The 20,032-nt window shown below is 61.9% G+C and carries 21 protein-coding genes and 1 tRNA gene; 10 read left to right on the forward strand and 12 right to left on the reverse strand.

The genetic code is table 11. The features are described 5' to 3' along the window. Window positions 1-8 precede the first annotated feature (8 nt). From ACEPP2_RS06555 to ACEPP2_RS06565, 3 genes are read right to left on the reverse strand one after another with little or no spacing between them, the layout of a single operon-like run. The gene (locus ACEPP2_RS06555; protein ID WP_395516122.1) at window positions 9-1,211 is read right to left on the reverse strand and encodes an ABC transporter permease; all 1,203 of its coding nucleotides are present in this window, start codon (window positions 1,209-1,211) and stop codon (window positions 9-11) included. Further along, a complete protein-coding gene (locus ACEPP2_RS06560; RefSeq protein WP_281978255.1) occupies window positions 1,201-1,917 on the reverse strand; it encodes an ABC transporter ATP-binding protein in 717 nt (238 codons plus the stop codon). The genes ACEPP2_RS06555 and ACEPP2_RS06560 overlap by 11 nt, the downstream gene beginning before the upstream one ends. A gap of 7 nt (window positions 1,918-1,924) precedes the next feature. Beyond that, a complete protein-coding gene (locus tag ACEPP2_RS06565) occupies window positions 1,925-3,208 on the reverse strand; it encodes an efflux RND transporter periplasmic adaptor subunit (RefSeq protein ID WP_395516123.1) in 1,284 nt (427 codons plus the stop codon). Between the two features lie 252 nt (window positions 3,209-3,460). On the opposite strand from ACEPP2_RS06565, the gene ACEPP2_RS06570 reads away from it, so the two are divergent. After that, window positions 3,461-3,784, forward strand: coding sequence for a hypothetical protein (locus tag ACEPP2_RS06570; RefSeq protein WP_139346141.1), 324 nt, complete (start codon window positions 3,461-3,463; stop codon window positions 3,782-3,784). 84 nt (window positions 3,785-3,868) lie between these two features. Here the strand turns inward: ACEPP2_RS06570 and ACEPP2_RS06575 are convergent, their stop codons facing one another. From ACEPP2_RS06575 to ACEPP2_RS06595, 5 genes are all read right to left on the reverse strand, one after another. Then, window positions 3,869-4,078, reverse strand: coding sequence for a hypothetical protein (locus tag ACEPP2_RS06575; protein WP_395516124.1), 210 nt, complete (start codon window positions 4,076-4,078; stop codon window positions 3,869-3,871). A gap of 53 nt (window positions 4,079-4,131) precedes the next feature. Then, window positions 4,132-4,257 carry a hypothetical protein gene (locus ACEPP2_RS06580; RefSeq protein ID WP_268876990.1) on the reverse strand — a complete coding sequence of 42 codons (126 nt, stop codon included), beginning with the start codon at window positions 4,255-4,257 and terminating at the stop codon, window positions 4,132-4,134. Between the two features lie 111 nt (window positions 4,258-4,368). After that, on the reverse strand, window positions 4,369-5,397 hold the full coding sequence (locus ACEPP2_RS06585; protein WP_395516125.1) for a Gfo/Idh/MocA family protein: 1,029 nt from the start codon (window positions 5,395-5,397) through the stop codon (window positions 4,369-4,371). After that, the gene (locus ACEPP2_RS06590) at window positions 5,394-6,383 is read right to left on the reverse strand and encodes an MDR/zinc-dependent alcohol dehydrogenase-like family protein (RefSeq protein ID WP_395516126.1); all 990 of its coding nucleotides are present in this window, start codon (window positions 6,381-6,383) and stop codon (window positions 5,394-5,396) included. The genes ACEPP2_RS06585 and ACEPP2_RS06590 overlap by 4 nt, the downstream gene beginning before the upstream one ends. 58 nt (window positions 6,384-6,441) lie before the next feature. Then, entirely contained in the window at window positions 6,442-7,053 is a 612-nt protein-coding gene (locus ACEPP2_RS06595) for a DUF1003 domain-containing protein (protein WP_395516127.1), read from the reverse strand. A gap of 186 nt (window positions 7,054-7,239) precedes the next feature. Between ACEPP2_RS06595 and ACEPP2_RS06600 the strand changes: the two genes are divergently transcribed. From ACEPP2_RS06600 to ACEPP2_RS06630, 7 genes are all read left to right on the forward strand, one after another. After that, window positions 7,240-8,346 carry an NAD-dependent epimerase/dehydratase family protein gene (locus tag ACEPP2_RS06600; RefSeq protein ID WP_077546364.1) on the forward strand — a complete coding sequence of 369 codons (1,107 nt, stop codon included), beginning with the start codon at window positions 7,240-7,242 and terminating at the stop codon, window positions 8,344-8,346. Continuing rightward, window positions 8,343-10,382, forward strand: coding sequence for an SDR family NAD(P)-dependent oxidoreductase (locus tag ACEPP2_RS06605; RefSeq protein ID WP_395516128.1), 2,040 nt, complete (start codon window positions 8,343-8,345; stop codon window positions 10,380-10,382). Before ACEPP2_RS06600 ends, ACEPP2_RS06605 begins: the two co-directional genes overlap by 4 nt. 38 nt (window positions 10,383-10,420) lie before the next feature. Beyond that, window positions 10,421-11,494, forward strand: a complete 1,074-nt coding sequence (locus ACEPP2_RS06610) for a glycosyltransferase family 4 protein (RefSeq protein WP_395516129.1) — start codon at window positions 10,421-10,423, stop codon at window positions 11,492-11,494. Between the two features lie 2 nt (window positions 11,495-11,496). After that, window positions 11,497-12,627, forward strand: coding sequence for a CgeB family protein (locus tag ACEPP2_RS06615; RefSeq protein WP_395516130.1), 1,131 nt, complete (start codon window positions 11,497-11,499; stop codon window positions 12,625-12,627). Continuing rightward, the gene (locus ACEPP2_RS06620) at window positions 12,624-13,712 is read left to right on the forward strand and encodes a CgeB family protein (RefSeq protein WP_395516131.1); all 1,089 of its coding nucleotides are present in this window, start codon (window positions 12,624-12,626) and stop codon (window positions 13,710-13,712) included. The genes ACEPP2_RS06615 and ACEPP2_RS06620 overlap by 4 nt, the downstream gene beginning before the upstream one ends. Continuing rightward, window positions 13,709-14,824 (forward strand): CgeB family protein, encoded by a 1,116-nt coding sequence (locus ACEPP2_RS06625; protein ID WP_395516132.1) that lies wholly within the window; start codon window positions 13,709-13,711, stop codon window positions 14,822-14,824. The genes ACEPP2_RS06620 and ACEPP2_RS06625 overlap by 4 nt, the downstream gene beginning before the upstream one ends. Window positions 14,825-14,903: 79 nt before the next feature. Continuing rightward, complete coding sequence (locus ACEPP2_RS06630) at window positions 14,904-15,662, forward strand: TIGR04290 family methyltransferase (protein WP_077546358.1); 759 nt, start codon at window positions 14,904-14,906, stop codon at window positions 15,660-15,662. A gap of 70 nt (window positions 15,663-15,732) precedes the next feature. On the opposite strand, the gene ACEPP2_RS06635 is transcribed toward ACEPP2_RS06630, so the two are convergent. The 3 genes from ACEPP2_RS06635 to ACEPP2_RS06645 all read right to left on the reverse strand — a co-directional run bounded on the left by ACEPP2_RS06635 (window position 15,733) and on the right by ACEPP2_RS06645 (window position 16,841). After that, entirely contained in the window at window positions 15,733-16,134 is a 402-nt protein-coding gene (locus tag ACEPP2_RS06635; RefSeq protein ID WP_152340132.1) for a heme-copper oxidase family protein, read from the reverse strand. A 157-nt stretch (window positions 16,135-16,291) separates the two neighbouring features. Then, the gene (locus tag ACEPP2_RS06640; RefSeq protein WP_395516133.1) at window positions 16,292-16,672 is read right to left on the reverse strand and encodes a YkvA family protein; all 381 of its coding nucleotides are present in this window, start codon (window positions 16,670-16,672) and stop codon (window positions 16,292-16,294) included. Window positions 16,673-16,765: 93 nt separating this feature from the next. Next, window positions 16,766-16,841, reverse strand: a tRNA-Lys gene (locus ACEPP2_RS06645). Window positions 16,842-17,032: 191 nt separating this feature from the next. Between ACEPP2_RS06645 and ACEPP2_RS06650 the strand changes: the two genes are divergently transcribed. Next, window positions 17,033-17,782, forward strand: a complete 750-nt coding sequence (locus tag ACEPP2_RS06650; RefSeq protein WP_395516134.1) for a cytochrome c biogenesis CcdA family protein — start codon at window positions 17,033-17,035, stop codon at window positions 17,780-17,782. A 41-nt stretch (window positions 17,783-17,823) separates the two neighbouring features. Beyond that, window positions 17,824-18,786, forward strand: coding sequence for an AEC family transporter (locus ACEPP2_RS06655; protein WP_395516135.1), 963 nt, complete (start codon window positions 17,824-17,826; stop codon window positions 18,784-18,786). Here ACEPP2_RS06655 and ACEPP2_RS06660 read toward each other — a convergent pair. Beyond that, complete coding sequence (locus tag ACEPP2_RS06660) at window positions 18,727-19,965, reverse strand: UbiH/UbiF family hydroxylase (RefSeq protein ID WP_281977454.1); 1,239 nt, start codon at window positions 19,963-19,965, stop codon at window positions 18,727-18,729. The two genes, ACEPP2_RS06655 and ACEPP2_RS06660, sit on opposite strands and share 60 nt — an antisense overlap. Between the last annotated feature and the right edge of the window lie 67 nt (window positions 19,966-20,032).

Raw genomic sequence — 20,032 nt, forward strand, 5'->3', positions numbered from 1 at the left:
CTTCCAGCTTATTCATGGCGCAACGCGTCTATCGGGTTCATCTGCGCGGCGCGGCGGGCAGGGAAGTAGCCGAATACGACGCCGATCACGGCTGAAAAGGCGAAAGCGACGAGGATGATCGTCGGGCTGGTCACGAAGGGGACGTTCAGGAAGCCGACCACGCCATAGGCGAGGCCAAGTCCGGTCAGAATTCCCGCCACGCCTCCGAAGACCGAGAGCATGACCGCCTCGACCAGGAACTGCGTCAGCACCTGGCTTTCCAGCGCACCGATCGCCAAACGGATGCCGATCTCCCGGGTTCGCTCGGTCACCGAGACGAGCATGATGTTCATGATGCCGATACCCCCGACAAGCAGGCTGACGGCAGCCACCGCGCCGAGAAGCCCCGTCAGCAATGTCGTGGTACCGGTCATTGCCGCTGCCATCTGCGACATGTTCGCGACGGAAAAGTCATCATCGCGGCCGATTCCGATCCGGCGGCGCTCGCGCAGGAGGCTTTCGACATCGGCCTGCACCATGGCGGTGGAGACGCGATCCTGGGCCGAGAGGGTGATGCTGGAAATGGTGGTGGTGCCGCCGATACGCCGCTGGTGCAGCTTCAGCGGCATGATGATCGTCTCATCCTGATCTTCCCCCAGGCCCGACTGGCCCTTGGACGCAAGCAGCCCGACCACCGGGCATGCAATATTGCTGACACGGATTGTTTGCCCTACCGGATCAGCCGTGCCGAAAAGCTCGCGCCTCACCGTCTCTCCAATGAGACAGGCCGCCTGGCCTCGCTCCTCGCCGGGGAGGAAAACGCGCCCGGAGGCGAGGTCCCAGTCCTGTGCGATCAGGTAGTCGTTGGTGGTGCCGATGACGCTGGAGGAGCGGTTCTCTCCCCCTGCGATGATGGTGGCACTACCACGGTTGACGGGGGCGACAGCGCGCAACCCACTTACCTGGCTGCGGATAGCTTCGACGTCGCGGTCGTCAAACCGCTTTGCTTCCGTGCTCGCCCGGCCGGGACCCCACTGCCCTGGGCGGACGAACAGGGTATTGGTACCGAGCCGCGTCAGTTCGGCCTGCACCTGAGCCGTCGTGCCGTTGCCGATGGTGACCATCGCGATCACGGCCGCCACGCCGATGACCACGCCAAGGACGGTCAGGAAGGATCTCAGGAAGTTGCGTCGGATCGCTCTCAGGGCGAGCTTCGCCGTCTCAAGGAACATGCCGGGCCTCCCGAACATGGCTCTCATCGCTAGCCAGCCGGCCGTCCACGAAGCGGAGGAGGCGCCGGCCGTAGGCAGCGATGTCCTCTTCATGCGTGACCATGATGACCGTGATGTTCCGCTCGCGGTTCAAGCGGGAGATCAGATCCATTATCTCCCGGCTGGTCTTGGTGTCGAGATTGCCCGTAGGCTCGTCGGCAAGCAGCACGGCGGGATCGGTGACGATCGCCCTGGCGATTGCCACCCGCTGCTGCTGGCCGCCGGAGAGTTCTTGAGTGGTGTGGCTTTCACGGCCCTGAAGGCCCACCTGCTCGAGCGCTTGCTGTGCGAGCTTGCGCCGCTCCCGCGCGGGCAGGCCGCGATAGACCAGCGGCAGTTCGACATTCTCGATCGCCGAGGTGCGCGCCAGGAGATTGAAACCCTGGAACACGAAGCCAAGCATGTGGCGACGCAGCAGAGTCAGTTGAGTCCGGGTAAAGTTGGCAGTCGGGATACCCTGAAACAGGTACTCGCCGGAGGAGGGCACGTCCAGGCCTCCGACAATGTTCATGGCCGTGGACTTGCCGGAACCCGACGGACCCATGATCGACACAAACTCGCCTTTGCTGATGGCCAGGTTGACATGATCAAGTGCGCGGATCGTTGCCTCGCCGCGCCCGTAGAATTTCGAGACCTGCCGGAACTCGATGAAGGGTTGGTTGTCCATCGACTCGTCAACCGTTGCGGGCGGTCGCGTTGGTGATCACCAGATCGCCTTCCTCAAGTTCGCCGGATCGCACGACCGTCGATTGTCCGTCGGAGGGTCCGGTTTCCAAAGTCACGCGCTGCGGCGTGCCGCCACGGAGAACCCATACGCTTCGCCCGACTTCGTCACGCCCCGGCTGGCGCCCGCCTCCCATGCGTGGCGGGCGGAAAAGGCGGGTCAAGATACTTCCGCTGCTACCGGTGCGGACGGCCGGCGGACTATAGCGAAGGGCCGCATTCGGCACGAGCAGCGCGTCCTCCACCGACTCGACCACGATATCAGCTGTCGCCGTCATCCCCGGCCGCAGCAGAAGGTCGTCATTCTCGACGGTCAGGATCGCCTTGTAGGTGACGACATTGGAGACCGTTTCCGGCGCGAAGCGAACGGTCTGGATCCGGGCGGGGAAGTGCTGGTCCGGATAGGCATCCACGGCAAAGGTCGCCTCCTGTCCCTCGTCCACTTGCCCGACATCCGCCTCGTCGACCGCCACCTGCAACTCCATCTGCCGAAGGTCTCCGGCAATGGTGAAGAGGATTGGCGCATTGAGGGAGGAGGCGACGGTCTGGCCCGGTTCCACATCCCGGGTCAGGATCACGCCATCGATCGGTGAGATGATCTTGGACTTGCCGAGGTTCACCTCAGCCAGGCGCAGGCTTGCTTCGGCGGACTGGACCGATGCCTCGCTGACTGCCTTGGCGGCAATCGCGGCCTCATGGGCGAAGCGGGCCGAGTCAAGGTCCTGCCGGCTGCTGATGTTGCGATCGGCAAGCGCTGTCAGTCTATCGAGGGTTGTCTTCGCGGACGCGACCTCGGTCTCTGCCTTCAGGAGGTTGGCGCGGGCGGAGGCGACCTGCGCACGGGCATTTTCCAGATCGGCCTGCAATTTGTTGGTATCGAGTTCGGCCAGAACCGCGCCTGCCTTGACCGACGAGTTGTAGGTCACATTCACTGCCCGAATTGTACCGGAGAGTTCGCTGGAGATGTCCACCTGGTCGGTCGGCTGCACAGAACCGGTCGCGGTGACAATGACCTGCAGATCGCCGCGCTCAAGGGGGGCTGTCGTATAATTGTACGCCTCTACGTCGCCTCGAAAATATAGATATCCGCCGATGGCGCCGGAGACGAGTGCAAGGAGGATCACGCTCCACCGCAGCCGAGAGCGTCGCGGCTTGCGGCCTTGAGCGCCCAGGATCGCGGCAAGATCCGGGACAGCGTTGGCCTTCTGTCTCTCGATGTCGGTCTCGACTTTCAATGTTCGTGTTCCTCGTTCTCCGTCCCGACAAGCCTAGACGCAATCAGTCCGGACGGCCCTGCGCCAGATCAATTGGTTGCGGCTGTAATCTGCAGATGCCACGCGGGCCAGGGAAGACCAACTTAAACTTCGGTAACCCTGATTCTGGCCGTACCGGAAGTCTCACCACCGCGATTGCCGCCTGGAACATACCTGCTAAGAGATGCATGCCCAATCATGGGCAGGAGATTTCAAATCGTGATCAAGACAAGCATGGCCGCCGTTGCTACCCTGACGGCTGTATTCGTATCTGCAGGCGTGGCGCAGGCGGAAGATCTCGTCTTCACCCTGAAGAACTCGACCAATTCCACGCTCGAGCGCTTCTACACCTCGCCGGTCGGCGTCGACGCATGGGAAGAAGACGTCTTCGGAAATGATGTGCTTGAGCCGGGTGAGAGCATCCGCATCACGATCGCGGATGGCCGCAGCGTCTGCGAATACGACATGCGCTTCGAGTTTTCCGCGGAATCGGATCTGGATACGACCGAGGACAGCCAGAACCTCTGCGAAATGGGTTCCTACGAAATCCACGAGTAGCACAACCGCGCCGCGCGAATGACCAAGCGGCGACGATGGTTCCCACCGATCGTCGGGAAGGAGGTGCCGTGTTCGCGGTGCCTCCTACTGTATCCGGGTCTCCGTCTGCACCGGCGACGGAACGCCGAAGCGTTCCTGGCGGAAGTCGGCTTCGCTGGACAACCCTGCCAGCCGAGCTCCTTTTTCGGAACCAAGCTGAGATGAGGGGGTAATGTTCGACGGCCACAGGAAAACGGCCAGGACGTAAACGGTCATTGCTGTAAGGAAGGTGAGGATGATCTGCTTCCGGGACATGGCTTCGTCCTCCGTCAGTAGGGTGGTTCCTATGCCTCGCCTCTGGCCAAGCACTAGTTCTCGGCTGACATCTCCATCGGCGAGGCCATGATATCCGACTCGCCGATCGACCGATCGACGTACTTGAATGCGAGGATGCTCAGGACTGACGCGAGCATCACGACGAAAATAATGCGCATGGAGAACTCCTTGAGCCTCACAACCCCCAGATGGCAAAGAGGTTCCGCGCCGGCCGAGCGGCGATTAATCATGTCACAGGCCTCGCCGGCAGACGGACATATGGATCAGCTTCAAGCAGCCGAGTAGATCCGGTCGATGACGGCCGCCGCTGCGGTATATTCGCTGCATGCGGGATCGAACCGGCTTCCCGACTGAAGCCTGCGGGCCCAGTCTACGGCGGCCCTTCCGCCCCAGGCTTCCGGAGGCTCGGACAACGGAGCCCGAGATGTCCCCTGGAATCGCTCCGCAACGAAGTCGTAGAAGGAGCCGCTTACGTTCCGCATTTCTGCGCCTCCGCCGGTGCCGTAGAAGCTCGCTCCGATGATCGCATCGGTCCCAGCCTGGAGGCGCCACGAGCAGGTCAGCCTCAGAACAGTACCCGTCGAAAGCTCGATCGTGGCCGTGGCAAAATCCTCCACCTCGGCGGCCTGCCCAGAAATTCGCCGGCCCTGGTGGAAGAGTTGTGACGATACCTTCTCCACCTGCGGAAAATCGAGAGCCCACAGCGCGAGATCTGCCAGATGGATGCCGAGATCCATCACACAGCCTCCACCCGAAAGGTGCTTGTCATAGAACCAAGGCTTGTCTGGTCCGTAGGCATTGTGGAAGACAAGATCGACCGCGTAAACCGACCCGAGCTCGCCATTCTGCAGGAGGGTACGAATTCGTTCCATACCCTGGGTGTGACGGTAGGACAGATCGACGCCGAGCAGACGATCCGTCTTGCGGGCGGCATCGACGACCGCTTCCACTTCCCGTGCATTGCGGCCCAGCGGCTTCTGGCAGAAGATAGCAAAGCCAGCTTCGAGCGCCTGGATCGACTGAGCGGCATGCTGCGCGCTGGGGGTGGCGATGACGATGCCGTCCAGTTCGTGCCGAAGGAGTTCATCGACCCCGTCGACGACCTTGGCGGCCGGCGCGATTCGGCGAGCTTCCTCGACCATCTCCGGAGACGCATCCGCGATTACGACTGCTTCTCCTGCACCGGAAGACAGGATCGCCTCCATGCGGTGACGCCCGATCCAGCCGACGCCGAGAAAGCCGAGCCGCGCCGGGCGGGAGCCAGCCGGCATTGTCCTGCTGCGCAATACCTCGTTCATCGGAAAGTCACCAATGCCTTGAGGAAACCATCCGGACGGTCTCTGGTCATATCCAGCGCCTGGTCGAGCTGATCAAGTGGGAAGCGGTGGGTGTAGAGCGAGTTGGGGTCAAGGCGTCCTTCGGCAACGGCATCGATGGCTTCACGGATGCCCCGGATATACTCAGCGGGGTCCCGCTCATGCGCATTGATGACGTCGAGCCCGCGCCAGTTCCACAACTGCATATTGACCTGCCGCGGACCATCCTGATGATAACCGGCAATCACCAGCCTGCCGCGCTCCCTGGTCAGTTCGGCGGCCAAGTCGAGCGGCCACTGCTGGCCGACCGCTTCGACAACCCGGTCGCACATCCTATTGTCGGTCAGGCGTTTTACCTCTTCTATGATCTGCCAGTGGTCCTCCATGGGGATAAACTCGGCCGCCCCCATCCGGCGCGCTACCTCAAGGGAATAGGCGCGGCGCGAGATGGCGATCACCCGCGCGCCGTCTGCCGTCGCAAGTTGCGTCAGCAGCGCGCCGAGAAACCCGATGCCGATGATCGCCACTGTCTGGTCTGCGCGGATTTCGCTGCGGCGGAAGATGTTCATTGCGCAACCCAGGGGTTCGCCGGGGAAGGGCATGTCTTTGAGTGCGTCTGGAAGAGGCACGACGTTTTGGGCTTCAGCGAGGTCGTGGCTGGCGTAGGCATGGTATGACAGTGCTGCGACGCGGTCTCCGATCTTCAGACCGTCGACGCCTTCGCCGACGTCGTCGATATAGCCCCAGCCCTCATGCCCAAGGTCACCGGGTTCTGTCGGGAACTTCATCCAATCGGGGCCGGCCCAGGGGGTAAGGTTGGACGCGCACACGCCGCAGCCTTCCAGCCTGATCCTGACCTGGCCCGGACCCGGCTGCGGCAATGGTCGCTGTTCCACGACGATTGTCCCGGGGGCAGTGATGATGGCGGCGCTCGTCAACCCCGTCCTGGAACTGGTCATGATATTCATTCGCGTCGTCTCCCTCGCATTCGTCAGGCGCCCTTCTTCAGCAGGAGCGGCTGTCGGATCAACTCGTGAGGGAGGCGGGAGTTCCTGAAGATGAAGATGATGAAGAAGATGCGCCCTTTTCGTTCTGCCGCTCGATTTCCTCAAGGACGACATCGGGCGGTAGATTGCGCTGCATCTCCTCAAGTTCTTCGGGGGCTACCTGTGGATCGACCCCCAGTTTGCCGGCGATTGCAGAGACCATTGTTACCAGCCGCGTGGTCTCGTGCTCGTTGAGCAGGGCGATCTGCAGGCTGAGGTCCGCGCGCTTATCGTCTTCGGCCGCCATGCGATTCTGGCTGATGAGGACGAAGGTGGAGATGAAGATCGCCTCCACCGACGCGGCCATGGCAAGCACCACAAGTGACGGGTCCCATGCGGGCACCACCGGAAGCCAGCCGATGTTGATAAGGATCCAGAGTCCGAAGAGAGCAGCGTGGATATAGACGAAGACCATACTGCCGACGAAGGCAGTGATACCGTTGGCGACCCTCTGCTGCCGGGAGAGCGTACTTTCGTCCTGCGCCCTCCGAAGTATCAAAGCATTGATATTGCGATCCAGGACATGGGAAATCGGCGGCATTGCACTATCCTCTTTGGGGGAAGTGTTATCTCGGATCGGTGCAGCCTGCATCGGCGAAGCCTCTCGTGACGTTTTCGACGCTCCCGAACGCCGATTTCCTGGAAGTGTTCCGCGATAGGCATCTACACCGGTTGAAGATGTCATTGATGACAAAGATGTCTCTGAAGAAGGAACTTTTGCATCTGCCTCTGGTTCGGCTCGCGAAATCGCCAATTTGTTCCAGCGAAGAGAGTGCAGATGTCGACAATTCTCGTGACAGGTGGATGTGGTTTTATCGGGCGCCACGTCGTCGAAGAACTTCTTGCGGCAGGCTATCAGGTCCGCGTCCTTGATGCGCTGATCGACCAGGTCCACGCCGATGCGGAGGCGGAAGTTCCGGACCTGGTCGAGGTGATCCGTGCCGATGTGCGCGACAAGGCTGCGGTGACGGAGGCACTTCAGGGGGTCGACGGGGTGATCCACCTGGCGGCCGAGGTCGGGGTCGGACAGTCGATGTACGAGATCGCTCGTTATGTGGGCGGCAATGATCTTGGAACCGCCGTCCTCCTCGAAGCCATGATCGGACTGCCGATCCGTCGTATCGTCGTCGCATCGTCGATGAGCGTCTATGGCGAGGGGCTCTACGCCACCGATGACGGACGTACGATGGGCTTTATCCGCCGCAAGGCGCAGCAGATCCGTCAGGGGCACTGGGAGCCCGCCGGGCCGGACGGCGAAAGGCTGACACCGGTCGCCACCGACGAAAGCAAGCCAGTGGACCTCGCCTCCATCTATGCGCTGACGAAGTATGCGCAGGAGAAACAGGTCCTGATCTTCGGGGAAGCCTATAGTGTCGAGGCTGTAGCTCTTCGTCTCTTCAATGTCTTCGGTGCAGGGCAGGCACTGTCTAATCCCTATACGGGGGTCCTTGCCAATTTTGCGTCGCGGCTTGCTAACGGCCAACCGCCGACGATCTTCGAAGACGGCCAGCAACGCCGCGACTTCGTCCATGTCCGCGATGTCGCCCGGGCGTTCCGCCTGGCGTACGAGCAGCCGAGCGCCAGTGGCCATGTAATCAATGTGGGTAGCGGTCAGGCCTACACCGTGGAGGAGGTTGCGACCCTTCTCGCGGATGCCATGGGCGTACCGGAGATCAAACCCGAGATCATGCATAAGGCGCGCTCCGGCGATATCCGCAACTGCTTCGCCGACATCTCGAAGGCCCGTGAGCTCCTCGGCTTCAAGCCGCAATACAAGCTGGAGGACTCGCTTGCGCCGTTCGTTGAGTGGGTTCGCAGCACCGAAGCAGTTGACCGCGGTAGCGAGATGCGGCGTCAGCTCGAGGAGCGGGGTCTGGTATCATGAAGCACACCGGATCCAGCCGTGGAAAGGCAGCAGTAAAAGAGTTCGGCTTCGTCGAGTGGTTTCGGCCGGGAGAATATGACCGGGCAGAGGAGGTGCTGCCGCGCCTCATCGCATCAGGGGCATCCTATCTGAGGACGCATCTTTCATGGGCTGAATATCTCGCTCCTGAAGGAGAGGCCTGGTTCGACTGGCTCATTCCGCAGATCGGATCGCAAATCGACCTTCTGCCCTGCGTTCACTATACGCCGCCGTCGATGTCGCGAACGGGACGCTCTTCAGGAGCCCCGCACAATCTGAAATCCTATGCCGACTTCATCGATCACGTCCTGACCCGGTACGGCAAGCATTTCCGCCACATCGAACTCTGGAACGAGCCGAACAACCTGCTGGATTGGGACTGGCGCGAAGATACCGACTTTCAGCTTTTCTGCGAAATGGTCGGCGGTGCCGCCTACTGGGCGCAGCAGAGGGGGTTCAAACCGGTGCTGGGCGGCCCATGCCCCTTCGATCCCTACTGGCTGAACCTCATGGGTGAACGGGGCGTTCTCGGCGTCGTCGACGCAGTGGGCTTTCACGGGTTCCCGGGGACCTGGGACAGCGAGGAGGGCAGTTGGGGCGGCTGGGACATGCATCTCGGCGAGATGCGGCTTATCCTTGATAAGTACAATCCGAATTCGGAGATCTGGGTCACTGAGACAGGATACTCGACCTGGCGAAATGACGAGATGGAGCAGGTTCGTCGCTTCTCCAATGCTCTGGATATACCGGCCGACAGGCTCTACTGGTACTCTTGGGCCGACGTGCCGCCGAATGTCGCGGTGCAGGAAGGTCTTTGGTTCGATCCCCGCCACTACCATCTCGGCGCCGTCACGCATGACGGGCAGCCGAAGCTTCTCGCTCGGCTCCTGACGGAAGGCGGGGTCGAGCGCCTGCGCGAGGTCACCGAGTTCCCGGCGCCACGTCTCGGCGAGGGAGCCGCGCCCATCGTCATTACCGGCGGGAGTGGCTTCATCGGCTCCAACCTCGCGGACAGCTTTCTGAGCGAGGGAGCGGACGTCGTCATTCTGGACAACCTCGGGCGGCCGGGTGTCGACCAGAACCTCTCCTGGCTGAGGGAACGCCATGGGGACCGGGTCCACCCCTACTTGGCGGACATCCGGGACATGCATGGGATCGAAGCAGCGTTCACCGATGCCAAGGCGGTTTTCCATCTTGCAGCCCAGACGGCGGTTACCACGAGCCTGGTACATCCCCTCGAGGACTTCGAAACCAACGCGCGGGGCACCATCAACGTGCTCGAGGCGGTACGCAAGGCCGGCAACCGGGCGCCGGTCATCTTCGCAAGTACCAACAAGGTCTACGGCGCGCTCGAAGACATCACCATGCTCGAACTGGACGACCGCTACATCCCGTCGGACGAGGCGATCAGGGCTCATGGCATCGACGAGCAGCGTCCGCTTTCTTTCTGCACACCCTATGGCTGCTCTAAGGGCGTCGCCGACCAGTATGTCCTCGACTATGCCAAGTCGTTCGGGATCCCGAGCGCGGTACTCCGCATGAGCTGCATATATGGCCCGCGACAGTTCGGGACGGAGGATCAGGGCTGGGTGGCTCACTTCCTGATCCGTGCCCTGGCTGGCGAACCGATCTCCATCTACGGAAACGGCAAGCAGGTCCGTGACATTCTTCATGTCGACGATGCCGTCGCTGCTTATCGCGCCGCATTGGCCTCCGTCGACAAGATTAGCGGGAGCGTCTTCAACCTCGGCGGCGGACCCCACAACTCCGTCAGCATTCTCGGGGTGCTCCGCGAGATCGAACGTCTGACCGGGCGACCGCTGAAAACCTCCTTCGGGCCATGGCGTGCAGGCGACCAGTACTTTTTCATCGCCGACACAAGGAAGCTCGAGCAGGAGCTCGGCTGGCAGGCCAGGACCCGCTGGCGTGGTGGTATCCGCCATCTCGCGGAGTGGCTGGTCGAGCATCGTTTTGGCGGCCGGCCAATCCTCAGCGAAGCAAAAAGGATTCCGGCGTGACGCAGCAATGGTCGCCCGCCTGTGACATGAGATTGCTGATGACTGTCGACGCGATCGGCGGCGTCTGGCGCTACGCGATGGATCTCGCCGCCGAGTTGCGCGACCATGGCGTGGAAACCGTCTTCGCCTGTCTGGGCCCGGCGCCGTCAGCCCAGAAGGTGGAAGAGGCAGAGCAGGTAGGGCAGCTTGTCCATCTGGACGCGGCACTCGACTGGCTCGTCTCCGCCGAGAGCGACCTTTCAGACGTTCCGCGGTTGATTGCCGAGCTCGGTCGAGAGGTGGGTGCGGATGTCCTACACCTAAACCTTCCCTCGCAGGCCGCGGAGATCCCAACCGATCTGCCTGTCGTCGCCGTCTCCCACTCCTGCGTTGTTACCTGGTTCGCCGGGGTGCGCCGACAACCCGTTCCTCAAGACTGGCTTTGGCAGCAGGACCTCAATCGCCAAGGACTTGAGCGTGCGGACATCGTGATTTCACCCAGTCATAGCCACGCAAAAATGGTTACCCAAGCCTACGGATCCATCCCGGCAATGCGCGTCATTCACAACGGCAGCCGGCTTGAGAACCTGCTTGCCGAAAAGACCGACATGGTCTTTGCCGCCGGACGCTGGTGGGATGACGGGAAGAACGGCAGGGTGCTCGATGCAGCGGCTGCCGCAACCCGATGGCCAGTCATCATGGCCGGCGCCAATGACGGGCCTGGTGGACAGTACACGCCGATCGCGCACGCGCAGCACAGGGGCGAACTATCCTATGCCGATACGATCTCGTTGATGCGACGAGCGAGAATCGTCGTCTCGCCCTCCGTCTACGAGCCGTTCGGGCTGGCAGCGCTTGAAGCTGCGCGTGCGGGCGCCGCGCTCGTTCTGTCCGATATCGACACCTATCGGGAGCTCTGGGACGGCTGTGCCTGCTTTGCCGACCCTGATGACCCGGAGGCGTTCATCGAGGCGATCAACCGGTTGGCTGATGATGCAGATCTGCGGGCCATGCTTGCAGTGAAGGCCTATGAACGATCGCTGGACTTCACAATCCAAGCCCAAGCCCGTGCCATGGCTGAAATCTATGCTGAACTGCGAACAGAAAATAACACACTGACCGCTGCGGAGTAGTGATGCGTTTCATCTTTTACACCCATTCCCTGATGTCGGACTGGAATCATGGCAATGCGCATTTCATGCGCGGCGTCATGCGTGACTTGATACGTCGGGGACATGATGCCGTTGCACTGGAACCGGAAGGTGCCTGGAGCCGCGAAAATCTGGTCCGGGACCAGGGGACAGCCCCCCTGGAGCGCTTCCGGGCGACATTCCCGGACCTCGAAACGCGGATCTACGGGGCCGATTTCGATCACGAGGCAGCTCTGGCCGATGCCGACGTCGTGGTGGTCCACGAGTGGTCGGAACCTTCCCTGGTGGAGAAAATCGGCCGGGTGCGCAGGCATGGAGGGCGGTTTGCTCTCCTTTTTCACGACACGCACCACCGGGCGGTTTCGGCCGAGAAGGATATCGGCGGTCTCGACCTCCAGGACTACGACGGCGTGCTCGCCTTTGGTGAAACGCTGCGCCGGCGCTACCTCGAAGCGGGTTGGGGCCGCAACGTTCTCACATGGCATGAAGCGGCGGACACGAGCATCTTCAAGCCGATGCCGGATGTGGAAAAGACTGGCGACCTCGTATGGATCGGCAACTGGGGCGATGACGAGCGGACAGCCGAGATTGCAGAATTCCTGGTGGCTCCCGCACGGGATCTTCATCTGACGGCGACCGTCCATGGCGTCCGCTACCCGCAATCGGCACTGGCGTCTCTCGCCGAAGCGGGCATCGCTTACAAGGGCTGGATCGCCAATGCCGATGTGCCCGAGGCTTTCGCCCGATATCGCGTGACGATGCATATCCCGCGGCGCCCCTACGTCGAAAATCTGCCGGGGATTCCAACAATCCGGGTGTTTGAGGCGCTGGCCTGCGGCATTCCCCTCATCTCGGCGCCGTGGGAGGACTGTGAAGGCCTGTTTCGCCCCGGCACCGACTTCCTTGTTGCGCGCAATGGCGAGGAGATGAGGCAGCATCTTCGCCGTGTGCTCACTGATAAGGACCTCGCACGCGAACTCGCTGTCACCGGCCGAGAGAGGATCCTCGCGCGGCACACCTGCCGCCATCGCGTCGACGAACTCCTTTCCTTCCTGGCTGATCTCGGAGACCGCCCCGAAGCTGACCATGCAACAACCGCGGAGGCCGCAGAATGAAGATTGCCTTTTACGGATCAAGCCTTGTCTCCGCCTATTGGAATGGAGCCGCCACCTATTACCGCGGCCTTTTGCGCGCTTTGGCAGAGAAAGGATATGACATCACCTTCTACGAGCCGGACGTCTATGATCGGCAGAAGAACCGCGACATCGACCCGCCGGAGTGGTGCAAGGTCGTCGTCTACGAAGGAACTGTGGGTGCTCTGAAAACGGCCACTGAGCAAGCCGCCACAGCGGATATCGTCGTCAAGGCAAGCGGTGTCGGTTTCGAGGACGATTTCCTGCTCGAGGAACTGCTGCGCAAGGCGCGGCCGGAAGCGCTCAAGATTTTCTGGGACGTTGACGCACCCGCGACTTTGGCGGAGGTCCGGGGAGCGCCGGACCATCCATTACGTGGCGCGCTCAGCAAGATCGACATGGTCCTCACCTACGGCGGCGGTAATCCCGTCGTCGACGCCTATCGCTTCATCGGCGCGCAGGAGTGCATTCCGATCTACAACGCCCTTGATCCTCAGACGCATCATCCGGTTCCCGCTGAACCGCGCTTCACTGCTGATCTCGGTTTTCTCGGCAATCGGCTTCCGGATCGCGAGGCGCGGGTGGAGGAGTTCTTTCTCGATCCCGCTTCGCGGCTTCCCGACCAGACCTTCCTGCTCGGTGGCTCCGGCTGGCAGGACAAGCCGATGTCCCAGAACGTCAACTACATCGGTCACGTGTCGACACGCGACCACAATGCCTTCAACGTGACGCCCAAGGCGGTTCTGAATATCTCGCGAGCCAGCATGGCGGAGAACGGTTTCTCGCCAGCGACCCGCGTCTTCGAGGCTGCCGGGGCAGGGGCCTGCCTGATCACGGATTTTTGGGAAGGTATCGATCTGTTCCTGAAGCCGGACGAGGAGGTCCTCGTGGCGCGGGACGGCGGGGACGTTGCCGACATCCTCGGCGGTCTTTCGCAGGAGCGGGCGAAGGAGATCGGACAGCGGGCACTGCAGCGTGTCCTTTCCGAGCACACCTATGCCCACCGCGCCGAAACGGTGGATCTCCTCTTCCGCCGCCATGCCGAGAAACTGGAGGCTGCCGAATGAGACAATCACTCGACATCATTGTCCTCGGGCTTTCCCTCTCGTCCTCCTGGGGCAATGGGCATGCCACCACCTATCGGGCGCTCCTGAGGGGCCTGAAGGAGGAGGGTCATCATGTGCTGTTCCTGGAGCGCGACGTTCCCTGGTACGCGAGCCAGCGCGATCTGCCGGCGCCGGACTTCTGCGAACTGCAGTACTATACGCAGGTGGAGGATCTGATCGGGAATTACGCAGACCGGATAAGGTCGGCAGATGCAGTGATCATCGGCTCCTACGTACCCGAGGGCGTCAGGGTAATCGACGAAGTGGTGGCCATGTCTCCGCAGCGCCTCTGCTTCTATGACATCGACACGCCCGTGACACTTGCGAAGCTCGGTCGGAATGACGAGGAATACCTGGCGCGGCGGCAGATACCCATTTTCGACGCCTATTTCTCGTTCTCGGGTGGTGAGGTGTTGAAAAGGCTCGAGGAGGTTTACGGCTCACGGAATGCTGTCGCCCTCTATTGCTCGGTCGATCCGGCGCGTTACGTCAATACCGGCGAGGCGTTCGAATGGGATCTCGGTTACCTCGGTACCTACAGTCCCGATCGCCAGCCGACCGTGGAGAGGCTGCTGCTGGACGTCGCGCGCCGCCTGCCGAACAGACGCTTCGTCGTCGCTGGTCCGCAATATCCTGCGGAGATCGATTGGCCGGAGAATGTGGAGCGTATCGAGCACCTGCCGCCCGCCGAGCACGCCTCCTTCTACAGCCGCCAGCGCTTTACGCTGAATGTGACGCGGGCCGACATGATCGAGGCCGGCTGGTCGCCCAGCGTGCGCCTTTTCGAGGCGGCCGCCTGCGGGACGCCGATCATCAGCGACTACTGGCGCGGGCTGGATGAGCTTCTGCCGCACCAGGACGCGATCATCATCGCACGCGACACCGCCGACGTCGTGGCGGCGTTATCCGCCGCGAACGACGCAAAACGGGACGAAATCGCTGCATCCGCCCAGGCAAGGGTGCTTGCAGACCATACGGGGCTCGCCCGATCGCGGGAACTGGTGGAGGCGCTTCTGGCGATCCCGCCGGGGAGGGCGACGGAACGACATCCGCGACAACGCATTTCCGCTTGATGGGAAGCCAGGCCCAAAACCACTGATGCTCTGGGCCGATTCCCGCCGCCAACGGTCAACCAGACATGGGATAGTACGAATGGATGCACGTAGCGATCCGGGACGCCACCTGAAGGAACAGATCGACAGCCTTGGTCCGTGGTTCCAGAACATGCGGATCGGCGGTGTCGAAACGGCGCCAGAGCACTTTCTCGGCGACTACCCCAACTTCAAATGGCAGGGCTTCAGGCATGTTATTCCAGATGACTTGGAAGGCCGTAGCGTCCTCGATATCGGCTGCAATGCCGGCTTCTACGCGATGGAAATGAAGAGGCGGAACGCTGGGAGGGTCGTTGGCCTCGAGCCCGATCCCCGCTACCTGGAACAGGCGCGGTTCGCAGCCAAGCACGAGGGCTTGGACATCGAATATCTTCAGATGTCCGTCTACGACGTCCCGAAGCTCAAGGAGCGGTTCGACCTGGTGATCTTCATGGGCGTTCTGTACCACCTGCGGCACCCGCTGCTCGCCCTCGACCTGATCTACGAGCACGTCGCTGACGACCTGATGCTCTTCCAGTGCCTGCAGCGCGGCGATGAGCGTCTACCTGAACTCAAGGAAAACTACGACTTTTCCGAATGGGCGGTATTTGACCGACCGGACTATCCGAAACTGTTCTTCGTCGAGGAACGCTATGCGAACGACCCGACGAACTGGTTTCTGCCCAATTCGGCTGCGATGGAGGCGATGCTGCGCAGTGCCGGCTTCGTCATTCGCGATCATCCGGAGCGCGAGGTCTACCTTCTTGAGCGCGGCCAGCGCCACTATGCGGTCGAGTCTCCGACTTTCGTCTGCGGCTGACGCCAGGAAAGGGCGGGCGCCGAGAATCCGCCCGCCATTCTGATCAACCTGCAGCCTGGTCCGATGCCCCTCAGCCCGGTACTGCGGCCGGTTCAGCAATCGGCTTGGGCCGGGTGAAAATAACCCCGGCAAACAACAGGACGCCGGCGAACGTTACGATCGACGAGATTGCGACAAGCGGCTCCATGGCGGCATTGCCGCCGAGCAGCAGGTAGAGGCTGGGGATCATCACGGTGACGCCTGCCGTGTAGACCCAGTATTGCAGCTGGGCGAGCCGCGTTTCAGCCTTGGCAGGGTTCAGCGCATAGTATCCGCCGAAGATCGCCATGGTCACCCAGCCGAGCAGGTTGTTGTGAGCATGGGCACCGCCTACGGCGTGATCGTGGGAAATCGACATCTGCAGCCCCATGATGATGCCGAGGATGAGAAAACAGGTCGCAGTCTTGAAATACAGATTTGCTAGGCGTGGCATGACAATCCCCTCCTGTCAGAGCCAACATTGACAACGGTCAAGATTATCAGAGGACGACGAAAATGTAATCAGGCAGGTGCACTTGAGTGGTAACACGTGGGACTAGTGGCGAGGGAACTTGTGACAGGCCACTCATGGGCCCCCTCCGTCCCACGGATCAGACGCTTTCGAAGGCTTTCCAGGCCCACCAGCCGGCCAGCCCAGCTGCGAGCGCCCAGATCAAGATAATCGCCAGAAGTCCTGCACGACTACTCGGGCGCGCGCTGATCTCTTCAGCAAGTATCCTGAATTCGGACATCAGGCCAGGAGGGATCAAGCGGATCGCAAGAGTGATACCAAGAGGCACGATCAGGAGGTCATCCAGGTAACCGAGGACGGGCACGAAGTCGGGGATCAGGTCTACAGGAGACAAGGCGTAAGCGGCGACGCAGGCTGCGACGATTTTCGCTCCGAGCGGAGTGCGCGGGTCTCTTGCAGCGACCCAGAGGGCTACGACATCGCGTTTCAGCGACCGGGCCCATTCGCGCAAACTGCTCATCCACCTCGTCATGACAGATCGTATATAGATGCAGCAGCGCAATCGTCATCCTGGGGCAAGATTGCGGGTTCCAAACTCAAGATGAGGGGAGGTTGGTGAGAGCGCAGGGGTTCGAACCCTGGACCTACTGATTAAAAGTCAGTTGCTCTACCGGCTGAGCTACGCTCTCCCACGCAAGGGGAAGCCCCTTTCGGAAGTGCGCGGAACATATGCAGACGGACTTTCCGGGTCAACCGCAAAAACAGCAAAAATGCGGCTTCTTGTCCCAAGACAAGCAGCATTCAAAAACGTGATTGGCATTGCAGTCTTGCCGTGCTTTAGCAGGCAGGCCCTCGGCAGGGCTGATTGCAGGAGTTGCTGTTGTCAATTGCGGACATATCGCTGTGGAGTGCCTTGCTAGCGGGAGCGCTGTCGTTCCTGTCGCCGTGCGTGCTGCCGCTGGTACCGCCCTATCTCTGCTACATGGCTGGCATTTCCGTGGACCAGTTTCGCGGGGAGGGGCCAAGCGAGGCCGCAGTGCAAACGCGGCGGGCGGTGCTGTCAGCCGCGGTTTTCTTTACGCTCGGCTTTGCAACAGTCTTCGTGGCACTCGGCGCCGGTGCATCGACCATTGGCGTACTGCTGCGCCAGCATCTCGACCTCCTGGCCAAGATCGGCGGGATGATCATCATTGCCATGGGCCTGAATTTCCTCGGCGTTTTCCGGATTGGCCTTTTTTCCCGCGAGGCGCGCTTCCAGGGGAGCGGGAAGCCTGCGACACTTTCCGGCGCCTATGTCATGGGTCTGGCCTTCGCATTCGGCTGGACCCCCTGCATCGGTCCGGTCCTCGGGGCAATCCTCGGTGTCGCGGCCTCCCGCGAGACGGTGGGCGACGGAGCGACGCTGCTTGCCGTCTATTCGCTCGGGCTTGCCGTCCCCTTCTGGATCGCGGCCGGCTTCTCGGGCTCATTCATGCGTTTCCTGTCGCGCTTCCGCCGGCACCTCGGTGCGGTCGAGAAGGTCATGGGCGTGCTTCTCGTCCTCACCGGACTGGCATTCATGTTCGGGTTCATCAGTACGGTCGCGATCTGGTTCCAGCAGACCTTTCCAATCCTGATGCAAATCGGCTAAGCCGGGCCCGGCGCCGGATCGGTGCGGGTGAAGGATAGACGATGGCCGACATCACAGCATTGCTGTTGCCCTTTTTCGGACTGATCCTGATCGGCTATGTCGCCGCCCGCGTGACGCGCCAGCCGGCCGAAGCGCTTGGCTGGATGAACACATTCATCATCTATGCCGCCTTGCCGGCGCTTTTCTTCAAGCTCGTTTCACGAACGCCGATCGAGGATCTGGCGCGCATCGACTTCATCGCTGCCGACATTGCTGCGACCTATGCAATCTTCATCCTGCTCTTCCTGATCGCGCGGTTCCTCCGGCGAGCATCGGTGGCCGATTCAACGATCCAGGCGTTTGGCGGCTCCTACGGCAATATCGGCTATATGGGCCCGGGTCTCGCGCTCCTCGCCTTCGGCGATGCGGCTGCGGTGCCCGTCGCGCTCATCGTCTGCCTCGAGAACGCCACGCACTTCATCGTGGCGCCGGCCATGATGGCGGTGGCGGGCGGCGACAAACGCCCGCCGCTTCAACTGGCCGGCGAAGTCGTGCGAAAGGTGGCGCTGCATCCGTTTATCATATCCACCGGGCTGGGTTTCCTAGTGGCGGCAAGCGGGCTTGCGGTGCCGACGGCGGCGCAGCGTCTGGTAGACTACCTGGCCCAGGCGGCCGCTCCCTGTGCACTCTTTGCAATGGGAGTCACCCTGGCGCTACGGCCGCTCAAACGGGTCCCGGTAGAGATCGGCTATCTGTCAGCCGCAAAGCTGATCATTCACCCGGTAGCAGTCTACGTAGTCCTGTCTCTTGCCGGTGACTTCGATCATGTCTGGGTCTATTCGGCCGTCCTGCTCGCGGCACTTCCCACTGCGACCAATGTGTTCGTCATCAGCCAGCAGTACGGGGTCTGGCAGGAAAGGGCATCCGCAACCGTGCTGATCACCACGGCACTCTCGGTCCTGACACTACCGGTGCTTCTCTACCTGATCACCGCCGGGCTTCTTCCGCCGGACCTCTTCCCGTAGCTGGTCGACAAAGGCCCGCAGGCCGCGTCCAGGCTCCACGCCCTCGCGCATAACGAGATTGCGCAGCGGTGGGACCGCGTTCAGAAGGTGCATGCCTGTAGCGCGCAGCATCTGGATGGGCAGGAAGTCTGACAACAGCGACCGGTTCAGGAGATCGACGCCGAAGGTCCGGGTCATGATGTCGGGGCGGCGACGGCGGTTGAAGCGGTCACCGGCATCGGCGGCAACGGGCCTGCCCACCGTGTCTGCCAAGAGTTCCGTCAGCGTGATGATGTCCCTCAGCGAGAGGTTCAGCCCCTGCGCGCCAATGGGCGGAAACGCGTGAGCGGCTTCTCCGACGAGAGCCATGCGGCCCTTGCCGAATCGATCCGCCATCAGGCTCGACAGAGGCCAGCATTGGGGGCCGGGCTCGACCGTCACCTTTCCGAGCATCGACTGCATCCGCTTCTCGACCTGCAGGGAAAGCTGATCGAGCGGAAGCGCCAGCAACCGCTCTGCCTCGTCCGGTCTGACGACCCAGACCAGGCTGGAGCGATTGCCGGGCAGGGGGACCTGGGTAAAGGGGCCGGTCGGCGTATGGAATTCGGTGGAGATATTGCCGTGTGGCAGGGCGTGGCCGAAATTCAGCACGATGGCCGACTGAGGATAGGACCAGCGCCGGGTGCCGATGCCGGCACTTTCGCGAACGCGCGACGAGCGCCCGTCCGCACCGAGCACGAAGTCCGCGGTCACGGTCGTTCCGTCAGCCAGGGTGAGGTGTGCCTTTTCCTGCGCCAGCGCGCAGGCCTCCATGGTGACCGGATGACGGGTGACATTTGGCTCTGCCGAAATTGCGCTCTCCAGGCATTCGAGCAGACCGCGGTTGGGAATGTTATACCCGAATGCGGTCAAACCGACGTCGGCGGATCGGAACTGCGCCGTCGGCGCCCGCAGGAGCCGGTCGGTTCCGTCGATGATCTGCATCACGCTGAGAGGGGCGGCAGTCGGGGCGATCCGGTCCCATACCCCGAGGCGCTCCATGAAGCGAATGGAGTGGTCCATCAGCGCCGTCGTCCGCTCGTCGTGCGCCGGTGCCTCCGGTGCGATCAGGGCGACCCGACGCCCGCCACGCGCCATCGCAAGCGCTGCAACCGTGCCGGCCAATCGGCCACCTACCACCGCAACTTCATAGTCCAGCATGATGCATCCTCGTCGGCAAACCAATCCGCGCTATGTAGAGCCTTCCCGCCTCCTTATCCATGGGACG

Origin of the sequence: Pseudorhizobium flavum, from assembly GCF_044142885.1 — a bacterium.
Classification (GTDB): domain Bacteria; phylum Pseudomonadota; class Alphaproteobacteria; order Rhizobiales; family Rhizobiaceae; genus Neorhizobium; species Neorhizobium flavum.